8 protein-coding genes are annotated in these 12,076 nt (G+C 67.3%); 7 read left to right on the top strand and 1 reads right to left on the bottom strand.

Annotated elements, in window-relative coordinates; genetic code table 11:
* Positions 1 to 16: 16 nt before the first annotated feature.
* Positions 17 to 1,420 (bottom strand): signal recognition particle protein, encoded by a 1,404-nt coding sequence (gene ffh / locus AC1DFU_RS18625; protein WP_092298641.1) that lies wholly within the window; start codon positions 1,418 to 1,420, stop codon positions 17 to 19.
* Positions 1,421 to 1,535: 115 nt separating this feature from the next.
* Here ffh and AC1DFU_RS18630 point away from each other — a divergent pair, with 115 nt between their 5' ends.
* From AC1DFU_RS18630 to AC1DFU_RS18660, 7 genes are all read left to right on the top strand, one after another.
* Positions 1,536 to 2,489 (top strand): cytochrome C assembly family protein, encoded by a 954-nt coding sequence (locus AC1DFU_RS18630; protein ID WP_092298643.1) that lies wholly within the window; start codon positions 1,536 to 1,538, stop codon positions 2,487 to 2,489.
* Positions 2,490 to 2,519: 30 nt separating this feature from the next.
* The gene (locus AC1DFU_RS18635) at positions 2,520 to 2,810 is read left to right on the top strand and encodes a PP0621 family protein (RefSeq protein WP_092298645.1); all 291 of its coding nucleotides are present in this window, start codon (positions 2,520 to 2,522) and stop codon (positions 2,808 to 2,810) included.
* Positions 2,807 to 4,843: a sensor histidine kinase gene (locus AC1DFU_RS18640; protein WP_092298647.1), complete on the top strand. Its 2,037-nt coding sequence runs from the start codon at positions 2,807 to 2,809 to the stop codon at positions 4,841 to 4,843. The genes AC1DFU_RS18635 and AC1DFU_RS18640 overlap by 4 nt, the downstream gene beginning before the upstream one ends.
* A gap of 32 nt (positions 4,844 to 4,875) precedes the next feature.
* Positions 4,876 to 6,519 carry a sigma-54-dependent transcriptional regulator gene (locus AC1DFU_RS18645; RefSeq protein WP_092298649.1) on the top strand — a complete coding sequence of 548 codons (1,644 nt, stop codon included), beginning with the start codon at positions 4,876 to 4,878 and terminating at the stop codon, positions 6,517 to 6,519.
* Complete coding sequence (gene ampD / locus AC1DFU_RS18650; protein ID WP_441592224.1) at positions 6,512 to 7,108, top strand: 1,6-anhydro-N-acetylmuramyl-L-alanine amidase AmpD; 597 nt, start codon at positions 6,512 to 6,514, stop codon at positions 7,106 to 7,108. Before AC1DFU_RS18645 ends, ampD begins: the two co-directional genes overlap by 8 nt.
* A 519-nt stretch (positions 7,109 to 7,627) precedes the next feature.
* Positions 7,628 to 10,564, top strand: a complete 2,937-nt coding sequence (locus AC1DFU_RS18655) for a ribonucleoside-diphosphate reductase subunit alpha (protein ID WP_092298652.1) — start codon at positions 7,628 to 7,630, stop codon at positions 10,562 to 10,564.
* 140 nt (positions 10,565 to 10,704) lie between these two features.
* On the top strand, positions 10,705 to 11,889 hold the full coding sequence (locus AC1DFU_RS18660) for a ribonucleotide-diphosphate reductase subunit beta (protein ID WP_441592226.1): 1,185 nt from the start codon (positions 10,705 to 10,707) through the stop codon (positions 11,887 to 11,889).
* Positions 11,890 to 12,076 lie beyond the last annotated feature (187 nt).

The raw sequence follows: 12,076 nt of genomic DNA on the forward strand, positions 1-12,076 counted from the left end.
TGGGTCTGGGCGATGCTTAGCGGTTGAACAGGCCCTTCATGCCGCCCTTCATCCCGCCCATCTGGCGCATCATCTTCATCATGCCGCCGCCCTTGAGCTTCTTCATCATGCCCTGCATCTGCTCGAACTGGTTCAGCAGGCGGTTCACTTCCTGCACCGGCACGCCGGCGCCGGCCGCGATGCGGCGCTTGCGGCTGGCCTTGATCAGCTCCGGCTTGGCGCGCTCGGCGGCGGTCATGCTGTTGATGATGCCCTCCATGCGGCGCACCGACTTCTCGGCCTGATCCATATTGGCGCCCTGCGCCTGCTGGGCGAACTGGGCCGGCAGCTTGTCCACCAGGCTGCCGATGCCGCCCATCTTCTTCATCTGGCCGATCTGCGCCTTGAAGTCCTCGAGATCGAACCCGCCGGTCTTCTTGATCTTCTTGGCGAGCTTCTCGGCGGCGTCCATGTCCACGCCGCGCTGGGCTTCCTCCACCAGTGCGAGGATGTCGCCCATGCCCAGAATGCGCTGGGCCATGCGGTCGGGGTAGAACGGCTCCAGGCCGTCGAGCTTCTCGCCCACCCCCACGAACTTGATCGGACGGCCCGTAATGTGACGTACAGACAACGCGGCACCGCCGCGTGCGTCGCCATCGAGCTTGGTCAGGACCACGCCGGTCAGCGGCAGCGCGTCGTTGAACGCCTTGGCGGTGTTCACGGCATCCTGGCCGAGCATGGCGTCGACCACGAACAGCGTTTCCACCGGTTTCAGCTCGGCGTGCAGCGCGGCGATTTCCGCCATCATCGCCTCGTCGATACCGAGCCGGCCGGCCGTATCGACGATCAGCACGTCGTGGTAGTGCTTGCGGGCCCAGTCCAGCGCCGCGCGGGCGATGTCCACGGGCTTCTGGTCCGGCTCGGACGGGAAGAAGTCGGCGCCAACCTGCTCGGACACCGTGCGCAGCTGGGCGATGGCGGCGGGGCGATACACGTCGCACGACACCGTCAGCACCTTCTTCTTCTTGTTCTCCTTAAGCCACTTGGCGAGCTTGCCGGAGGTGGTGGTCTTGCCCGCGCCCTGCAGGCCGGCCATCAGGATGATCGCTGGCGGCTGGACGTTCAGGTTCAGTTCGCCCGATTTCTGCTCGCCCGGCTTGGGGTCGACGGCTTCGTCGCCGCCGATGACCGCGGTCAGCTCGCGCTGGACCACGCCGACGAGGGCCTGGCCCGGGGTGAGGCTGCTGACGACTTCCTCGCCGAGCGCCTTTTCCTTGACGCGGGCGACGAACTCGCGCACCACGGGCAGCGCCACGTCGGCTTCGAGCATGGCAAGGCGCACTTCGCGCAGCATCTCGGCGGTGTTGGCCTCGGTCAGTCGGGCCTCGCCGCGCATGGTCTTGACGACCCGCGCCAGGCGTTGTGTGAGGTTATCCAGCATGGCAGTGGGGAGAGGTTCGGCTCGTGATTCGGCGTGGATGGGGCGCGCGCGTGGCGTTGTCGTGAGGCATCACGGACAAGGGCACGAGGGACAGGCCCTAGGGTAAACTGCGCAAATGGCCATTGTACTGTATGCCTTGACGGCACTTCTCTATTGCGGCCTGGCCTTTCACGGCTGGGCAACGCGCAACCCCCGGCTGGCGGCCGCTGGCGGGGGTGCTGTCGGTCATCCGGGCCATCCGGGCCCCGGCGGGCGCCCTGGCGCCGCCACGGCCGTGTTGATGGCGCCGCCCGGCGATGGCCGCGCGGACGGCCAGCCCGCATGGTGGCACGCCGTGGTGCTCGGCGCGCTGGTCAGCCACGGCATGCTGCTGCACGAAACCATCTTCCCGGCAGACCGCATGATGTTCGGCTTCGCCTTCGCGCTCTCCGCCATGCTGTGGCTGGGCGTGGGCATCTACTGGATCGAAAGCTTCTTCTTCTCGCTGGCCGGGCTCGGCCTGATCGTCTTTCCGGTGGCGATGCTGGCCGGCCTGATGCCGCTGGCCTTCCCGGGCGCGCAGATCCTCGGCTACGCCGCGCGGCCGCTGTTCAAGCTCCATTTCGTCATCGCCAACGTGGCCTATGGGCTGTTCACGCTGGCGGCGTTCCACGCCTTCCTGATGCTGCTGGCCGAGCGCCGGCTCCATGGCTTCAACCGGCCGACCAGCGCCGAAGCATCGTCCGGGCAATGGCTGGGCCGCTGGCTGGACCTGCTGCCGCCGCTGCTGACGCTGGAAAAGCTGCTGTTCCGGCTGATCGCGGCGGGCTTCGTGCTGCTGACGCTGACCATCCTGTCCGGCTTCCTGTTCTCCGAGCAGCTGTTCGCCCGGGCCTTCCGCGTGGACCACAAGACCGTGTTCGCGATCCTGTCCTGGGCGATGTTCGGCGGCATCCTGGTCGGCCGGCATTTCCGGGGCTGGCGCGGGCGCACCGCCCTGCGCTGGGTCATCGCCTCGTTCGGCATCCTGCTGCTGGCCTACGTGGGCAGCCGCTTCGTGATCGAAGTGGTGCTGCACCGCCTCTCCTGATCTAGTGATCTCCTGATCGTCATCGCCCCCATGGCAAGAATCTTCCTCCTGCTGGCAGTTGTGCTGGCGATCATCTGGTGGCTGCGCCAGCGCGCGGCCGCCCGCGACGCGCACGAGCAGCCGACCGCCCGCCCTGGCCCGGCGCAGCGCAAGACCGAAGGCGCGGCATCGTCCGAGCCGATGGTCCAGTGCGCCCAGTGCGGCGTGCACCTGCCGCGTGGCGAGGCCATCGGCTGGAACGGCCTGCACTACTGCCGGCGCAGTCATCTGCCCGATGGCTCGGAGATGTCCGGCCATGGCGACACCGACGCGCGCCCATGACCTCGCGCCGCTCGGCCTGGTCCCGCCTCAACGGCTGGCGCGTGCTGGTCGAGCTGTGGCGCCAACCCGAGCCGCCTGAATTCCACTGGCGCCTGCTGCGCTATTTCTGCTGGACCCGCGCGGCCGTGGCGCTGCTGCTGGTGGGCTACGTGTGGCTGCCGCTGGAACGCGCCGCGCCGGATCCTGGCGTGGCCGCCGGTGCCGCGGCCACCCTCGCCGCCAATCCGCGCATGGCCGCCGCGCTGCCGGTGGTGCTCCCCTACCTCTGCATCGCCATGGTCACGCTGGTGGGCACGCTGTGGCGCCGCCATTTCCATGTGCGCGTGCGCGTACAGGTGATGGTCGACCTGGCGCTGCTGGCCGGGATCTTCGCGGTGGTGGGCCGGCTGGGCAGCCACGCCGAAGGTCTCGCCATGATCTTCCTGCTGCCGGCGCTCGAGGCCGGGGCGTTGACCAGCCTGATGTTCGCGCTGTTCACGGCGGCGGTGTCGGCGCTGGTGGTAATGGGCCAGCCCTTCGTGCAGACGCTGCTGGTGCGCCAGGCCGATGCCAACCTGCTCGGTTCCGGCCTGTTCGGCCTGGTGTTCATGATCGCCGCGCTGGTGATGTACATGCTCGCCAACCGGCAGATCGCCCAGGAGCAGATTGCGCTGGCGCGCGAGCAGGAACTGCGCCTGCAGCAACTGGTGAACCGGCTCATGGTCAACGACATGCAGGACGGCGTGATGCTGGTGCGCGCCAACGGCGTGGTGGTGGCCGCCAACCCCGCGGCCGTGGTGCTGCTGGGCGTGCAGCCGCACGAGCGGATCCGGGAAGGGCAGGTGCGCGCCGGCGAGCGCGACAAGGTGCTGTTCGACCTGCGCCGCATCCCGCGCCTGCAGCCGCTGATGGAAATGCTGCGCGACTGGATCCAGACCAATGACGATGTGCCGCGCATCCTGCAGCTACTGCCGCTGCCATCGCGCCCGTCGGCGCTGGGTGGGCCGATGCTGCATACCCGCCTGCGGCTGCGCTTCGTGCTGCCGGGGCTGGCCGGGCTGCGCTCCACGCTGGGCGGGGCGCTGACCGCGCCGAGCGCGCTCGATACCGTCGGCTGGAACGACATGTCGCCCGAAGGCGCGGCCCGGCTGCGTCTGGCCATCGCCCAGAACGAGGCCATGGCCTGGAGCCCCGAGGACGAGACGCTGCTGCGCAGCGAGATGCGCGACACGGTGCTGGTCCACATCGAAAGCTGGGAACGGATTGCCGAGCAGGTGCAGCAGGAGAAACTTGCCGGCATGGGCCGACTGGTGGCCAGCGTGGCGCACCAGATCCGCAACCCGCTCGCGGCCATCAGCCAGGCCAACGAGCTGCTGGCCGATTCCGGGGCGGGCGAGGGCAATATCGACGCCCGGCTGCTGCGCATCATCAGCGACAACGTGCGCCGGCTCGATCAGGTGGTGTCCGATGTGCTGCAACTCTCGCGCCGCCCCCGCACCGGCCACAGCGCGGTGGAGCTGGGCCAGGCGCTGCCCGAGATCGTGGAACGCTGGCGGCTGGAGATGCGCTCGCGCGGCGGCCCGCGCGCCGATATCAACGCCAATGCCATCCGCCTCGCCGTGGACCTGCAACGCCCGGTGATCTTCGATGCCGCGCAACTGCAGCAGGTGCTCGGCAACCTGCTCGATAACGCCTGGCGCTATTGCAGCCGGCTGCCGGGCGCCATCCGTCTGCTGGCCCATGCGCTGGATCAGCACCATGCCGAACTGATCGTCTGGAACGATGGCGCCGAGGTCACGCGCGAGCAGCAGCGCAGCCTGTTCGAGCCGTTCTTCACCAGCAACGCCCAGGGCACCGGGCTGGGCCTGTTCATGGCGCGCGAGCTGTGCGGCGCCAATGACGCCCAGGTGCGCTACGGCACCATCGCGCTGGAACCGTTGCTGGATCGCACAGGGCTGCTCGGGCCCGGCGCTCGCGATACACTGCCGGCCAAGGCGTTCGTGCTGACGATGCGGATCGAGACGCCCGACGTTGTAACGGCCGCCCAGGCCTGATCCGCCGCCCCCCGCAACCCAACCCCCACGCCATGTCCGCCAGACCGCCCGTTCCCGATCCGATTCTCGTCATCGACGATGAGGCCGACCTGCGCGAGCTGCTGGACATCTCGCTGCGCCGCATGGGGCACGACGTGGTGATGGCCGGCTCGCTGGCCGAGGCGCGGCTGCGACTGGCGGAGCGCCGCTACAGCCTGGTGCTGACCGATATGCGGCTCGGCGACGGGCTGGGCATCGACATCGTGCGGCAACTGTCGGCCTCGCCCGAGCGCACGCCGGTGGCCGTGATCACCGCCTACGGCAGCGCCGACAATGCCGTCGATGCCCTCAAGGCCGGGGCGTTCGACTACATCGCCAAGCCGGTGTCGCTCGACCAGCTACGCACCCTGATCCTGAACGCGCTGGGTCGCCAGCAGCGCGGCGCGGCGGAGGGCGGCGCGCGCAGCGCCGAGGCTGCCGAGGCCGCTGAAGCCGCCGACCGCGCCGCCGGCCTGCTGCCGGGGCTGTCCCCGGCCATGCAGGACGTGCGCCGCTCGCTGTCGCGGCTGGCGCGCAGCATGGCGCCGGTGGTGATCAGTGGCGAATCGGGCAGCGGCAAGGAGCGCGCGGCGCGCGCCATCCACGCCGTGAGCGCGCGCGCCGCGCACCCGTTCGTGGCCGTGAACTGCGGGGCGATTCCCGAGACGCTGATGGAGTCGGAATTCTTCGGCTACGTGAAGGGCGCGTTCACGGGCGCCGACGCCGAGCGCGGCGGCTTCTTCCACGCCGCGCACGGCGGCACGCTGCTGCTGGACGAGGTGGCGGACCTGCCGCTGACCATGCAGGTAAAGCTGCTGCGCGCGTTGCAGGAGCGGCGCGTGCGCAAGATCGGCGCCAGTCGGGAAGACACCGTGGACGTGCGCGTGATGTGCGCGAGCCACAAGGATCTGGCTGCGATGGTCGCCGCCGGATCGTTCCGCCAGGACTTGTACTACCGCCTGAACGTGCTGGAGCTGCGCATGCCGACGCTGCGCGAGCGGGGCGAGGACATTCCGGTGCTGGCGCAGGTCATCCTCGAACACCTGGCCGTGCGCTACGGCGATGCGCGCCCGCGCCGGCTGTCCGGCCCGGCGCTGGCGCGGCTGGCGGCGTACCGCTTCCCCGGCAACGTGCGGGAACTCGAAAACCTGCTGGAACGCGCTTACGCCTTCGCCGAATCGGACGAGATCGCGGTGGCGGACCTCGGGCCGCTCGAAGCCGGCGTGGATCGCGCCAGCCTGCTGCAAGGCGCGCCCGTGCCGGTGCCGGAGACCGCGCCGACCGGTTATGAGACCTGGGGCAGCCCGGCCTGGTCGGCGGCCAGCCTGACGGCGCCGGAGGCGGGGGGTGCCGTGGCCGAGGCGCCGCCGCCGCCCCAGCCATCCATCGATCCGATGGTCGATGCGTTGCGCGACGTCACGTTCCCCATCGACCTGCCGGCCCGGCTCGAGGCCCTCGAGCGCGAATTGATCCTGCGCGCGCTGCGCCAGACCGGCTTTAATCGCACCACGGCCGCGCCGCTGCTGGGTTTGAATTTCCGCCAGCTGCGCTACCGCATCCAGCAACTCGAGATCCGCGACGAACGCGAAGGGCGCGATGGCCGGGAAGGGCGCGACGACAGCGAATCGATGGCGGAAGGCGAGGGCCGCGATGGCTGACGTGGCCGCAGACTGGCTGCCAGACGCCGACGGCTGGGTGCCGGCCGCGCGCCGCGTGCCATCGCCCAACTTCGACACCCGCCCCGAGGGCATGCCCGTCGACGTGGTGGTGCTGCACAACATCAGCCTGCCGCCGGGCCAGTTCGGCACGGGCGACATCGAGGCGTTCTTCCAGAACCGGCTCGACACCGCCCGCCACCCGTTCTTCGAAACGATCCGCGACGTCCGCGTCTCCGCCCACTTCCTGATCACCCGCGAGGGCGAGTTGGTGCAGTTTGTGGCGTGTACGCAACGTGCCTGGCATGCGGGCCAGTCAGCCTATTGCGGCCGCCAGCGCTGCAACGACTTCTCCATCGGCATCGAGATCGAAGGCGCCGACGACCAGCCCTTCACCCTGGGCCAATACGACACCGCCGCCCGCATCGTCGCCGCCCTGCGCACGACCTACCCGATCACCGGCATCGCCGGCCACAGCGACATCGCCCCCGGCCGCAAAACCGACCCCGGCCCGCACTTCGACTGGGACCGATTCGCCAGACTGGCCGATGTGACGCCAGCGCTGCTGCCTTATCGACGGGGTGGATCCTGACCCGCCGCCCCCTTGTGCACGATGCCTCATATTCAGGCATTCGCCCGCGTGACAGCGATGTGAAATCCCCACACTTGGGCCGCCTATCGGCGACTCGCCACGATTAAAAAATTTTAGAAAATTTGTGCGGTGGCGCACGGGCCGCCGCCATCCCTTGGCGTAGCGCGGCTTGCAGGAATGTGGCGCCGCCGCACACCCCGTCCCCAGACCGGCATCTGACTTGTCAAGACTGGTCTTTCCGATTCGTTTCACTATACTTAGCCCAGTTTTTCGCAGTGACCACTATATCTAGTGGTACTACCGGGGAACCGGCCGAGGTGTGAAGCCTGCGCCGCAATGGATTGCGACGCCGGCGCCACAGTAGTGACGCGGCCGGCGGTATCGCAAGAGTCCCTAGCAGAATGAACGCCTGTGCAGTTTGGTTCTCGCCCCGGCAAGGCCGGTGTCGAGTGTCTTCTGAAGCGCATTTTGCTAGGGACTTTGTCACTTCATTACAAGGGTTAAAACAGGAGTTACCTCATGCAAACGGCCCAGAACGAACAACAAAACACGGGATCGGCTGGCGTTGTCGGCGCCGCCGGAACGTCGCAGCAGACCCCCGCCGCTGCCGGCGCCAACTATCAGGACTACAAGCTCATCCGCCGCAATGGGGCCGTGGTGGCGTTCGAGCCAAACAAGATTGCCGTCGCCGTGACCAAGGCCTTCCTGGCCGTGAACGGCGGCCAGGGCGCTGCCTCCGCGCGCGTGCGCGAGATCGTGGAACAGGTCACCCAGAACGTGGTGCGCGCGCTGCTGCGCAGCCGGCCGAACGGCGGCACCTTCCATATCGAGGACGTGCAGGACCACGTGGAACTGGCGCTGATGCGCTCGGGCGAGCATGAAGTGGCCCGTGCCTACGTGCTGTATCGCGAGAAGCGCACCCAGGAGCGCGCGCAGGCCAATGCGCAGACCGTGGCGCGTGTGCAACAGGGCGTGGCCTTCAACGTGAACGACAACGGCGTGAGCCGCGTGCTGGATCTGGCCGCGCTGCACGAGCTGATCGACACCGCCTGCAGCGGCCTGGGCAACGGCGTGAGCGCCGAGCCGATCCTCAAGGAAACGCTCAAGAACCTGTACGACGGCGTGCCGCTGAGCCAGGTGTACGACTCCGCCATCCTGGCCGCGCGTACCCTGATCGAGAAGGACCCGGACTACAGCCAGGTCACCGCCCGTATCCTGCTGCACACGATCCGCAAGGAAATCCTCGGCGGCGAAGTGACGCAGGCCGAGATGGGCTCGCGCTACGCCGAGTACTTCCCGAAGTTCATCGCCCGCGGCATTCAGGCCGAACTGCTGGACGAAAAGCTGGCCACGTATGACCTGGCCCGCCTGGGCGCGGCGCTGGACGCCTCGCGCGACTTCCAGTTCAACTACCTCGGCCTGCAGACGCTGTACGACCGCTACTTCCTGCACGTGGAAGAGCAGCGCATCGAAATGCCGCAGGCCTTCTTCATGCGCGTGGCCATGGGCCTGGCGCTGGAAGAGCGCGACCGCGAAGCCCGCGCCATCGAGTTCTACCAGCTGCTGTCGTCGTTCGACTTCATGTCGTCCACGCCCACGCTGTTCAACTCGGGCACGCGCCGCTCGCAGCTCTCGTCGTGCTACCTGACCACGGTGTCGGACGACCTGGAAGGCATCTACGAAGCCCTCAAGGAAAACGCGCTGCTGTCGAAGTTCGCCGGCGGCCTGGGCAACGACTGGACCAACGTGCGCGCGCTGGGCTCCCACATCAAGGGCACCAACGGCAAGAGCCAGGGCGTGGTGCCGTTCCTGAAGGTGGTGAACGACACGGCCGTGGCCGTGAACCAGGGCGGCAAGCGCAAGGGCGCCGTCTGCGCCTACCTGGAGACGTGGCACCTGGACATCGAGGAATTCCTCGAGCTGCGCAAGAACACCGGCGACGACCGCCGCCGCACCCACGACATGAACACGGCCAACTGGATTCCGGACCTGTTCATGAAGCGCGTGATGGAAAACGCCGAATGGACGCTGTTCTCGCCCGCCACCTGCCCGGACCTGCATGACAAGGTCGGCAAGGCGTTCGAGCAGGCCTACGTCGCCTATGAAGCCAAGGCTGCCAGCGGCGAACTGAAGCTGTTCAAGAAGGTGCCGGCCATCCAGCTCTGGCGCAAGATGCTGGGCATGCTGTTCGAGACCGGCCATCCGTGGATCACGTTCAAGGATCCGTGCAACATCCGTAGCCCGCAGCAGCACGTGGGCGTGGTGCACAGCTCCAACCTGTGCACGGAAATCACGCTGAACACGAACGAGAGCGAAATCGCCGTGTGCAACCTGGGTTCGGTGAACCTGGTGGCCCACCTGAAGCAGGAGGCCGACGGCACCCACGTGCTCGACCACGCCAAGCTCCAGAAGACCATCCGCACCGCGATGCGCATGCTCGACAACGTGATCGACATCAACTACTACGCGGTGGACAAGGCGCGCAATTCGAACCTGCGCCACCGCCCGGTGGGCATGGGCATCATGGGCTTCCAGGACTGCCTGCACGTGCTGCGCACGCCGTACTCCAGCGACGCCGCCGTGAAGTTCGCCGATACGTCGATGGAAGCGGTCTGCTACTACGCCTACGAGGCATCGAACGAGCTGGCGCAGGAACGTGGCCGCTACAGCACCTACGAGGGTTCGCTGTGGGACCGTGGCATCCTGCCGCAGGACTCGCTCAAGCTGCTGGCCGACGAGCGCGGCGGCTACCTGGAAGTGGACATGTCCTCGTCGATGGACTGGGACAGCCTGCGCGCCAGCATCAAGCAGCACGGCATGCGTAACTCGAACTGCATCGCGATCGCCCCGACCGCGACCATTTCGAACATCATCGGCGTGTCGGCCTGCATCGAGCCGACCTTCCAGAACCTGTACGTGAAGTCGAACCTCTCGGGCGAGTTCACGGTGGTCAACGACTACCTGGTGCGCGACCTCAAGGCACGCGGCCTGTGGGACGAAGTGATGGTGGCGGACCTGAAGTACTTCGATGGTTCGCTGGCCCGCATCGACCGCATTCCGCAAGACCTGCGCGACATCTATGCCACGGCCTTCGAGGTGGAGCCGAGCTGGCTGGTGGAGGCCGCGAGCCGCCGCCAGAAGTGGATCGACCAGGCCCAGTCGCTGAACATCTACATGGCTGGCGCGTCGGGCAAGAAGCTGGACGATACCTACAAGCAAGCCTGGCTGCGTGGCCTGAAGACCACGTACTACCTGCGCACGATGGCGGCCACGCACGTGGAGAAGTCCACGGTGTCGCGCGGCTCGCTGAACGCGGTGTCGTCGGGCAGCGACGGTGGCGTGTCGGCGCTGGAAGCCGCCGCCGCCTCGGCCCCGGCCATGCCGGAAGCCGAAGGCGCGGTCTGCACCATGCGCCCGGGCGACGCCGGCTTCGACGAGTGCGAAGCCTGCCAGTAAGCAAGACGTAACAAGCCCCCCAACGGTTTGCACCCCTCGCCCGCTTGCGGGAGAGGGGCCGGGGGAGAGGGCCGGCGCCCCCATGACGCGGGCGCCAGTGCTGGCCACCGCCAGCCATCGACGAATAACGGAGAAATAACATGCTGAGCTGGGACGACGACGTTCAAGCCAAGCCGCAGGCTGCCTCGCAGCCCGCGCTGCAACCTGCCACCCTGGCCGCCGCTGACGAGCAGGGCGCACTGCCGCCGGCCGCCACGCAGCCGGGCATCCTGGGCAACAACCCGAACGCCGCCGCCGTGCAGAGCGAGCGCCGCGTGAACGCCGCCGACAAGCGCGTGATCAACGGCTCCACCGACGTGAACCAGCTCGTGCCGTTCAAGTACAAGTGGGCGTGGGAGAAGTACCTGGCCGGCTGCGCCAACCACTGGATGCCGCAGGAAATCAACATGTCGCGCGACATCGCCCTGTGGAAGGACCCCAATGGTCTGACCGAGGACGAGCGCCGCGTCATCAAGCGCAACCTGGGCTTCTTCGTCACGGCCGACTCGCTGGCCGCGAACAACATCGTGCTGGGCACCTACCGCCAGATCACGGCGCCGGAATGCCGCCAGTACCTGCTGCGCCAGGCCTTCGAGGAGGCCATCCACACGCACGCCTACCAGTACATCGTGGAGTCGCTGGGCCTGAACGAGGCCGAGATCTTCAACGCGTACCACGAGGTGAAGTCGATCCGCGACAAGGACGAGTTCCTGATCCCGTTCATCGACACGCTGACCGATCCGTCGTTCAAGACCGGCACGCCCGAGAACGACCAGAAGCTGCTCAAGAGCCTGATCGTGTTCGCCTGCATCATGGAAGGCCTGTTCTTCTACGTGGGCTTCACGCAGATCCTGGCGATGGGCCGCCAGAACAAGATGACCGGTGCCGCCGAGCAGTACCAGTACATCCTGCGCGACGAGTCACTGCACTGCAATTTCGGCATCGACCTGATCAACCAGATCAAGCTCGAGAACCCGCACCTGTGGACGGCCGACTTCAAGGCCGAGATCGCGGAGCTGTTCAAGCAGGCCGTGGACCTGGAATACAAGTACGCCGAAGACACCATGCCGCGTGGCGTGCTGGGCCTGAACGCGCCGATGTTCAAGTCCTACCTGCGCTTCATCTGCAACCGCCGCTGCCAGCAGATCGGCCTGGAGCAGCTGTTCCCGAACGAGGAAAACCCGTTCCCGTGGATGAGCGAGATGATCGACCTGAAGAAGGAGCGCAACTTCTTCGAGACGCGCGTGATCGAGTACCAGACCGGCGGGGCGCTGTCCTGGGATTGAAGTGATGGTGCGCTGACATCCCGGCGAGACAAACAGGCAGGCGACGCGATTGAGCGTCGCCTGTTTTGTTTTGTGGCCACCCGCCGCATTTTTCAGAATCGGCTCACATACCCGGGCCGGAATGCTCCCTACCATCGTCGACAGAGAGGTTCGCTTTCCCTGTCCGATGGACGTTCCAACTAGGAGT

It is taken from the genome of Cupriavidus sp. 10L45, from assembly GCF_056395225.1.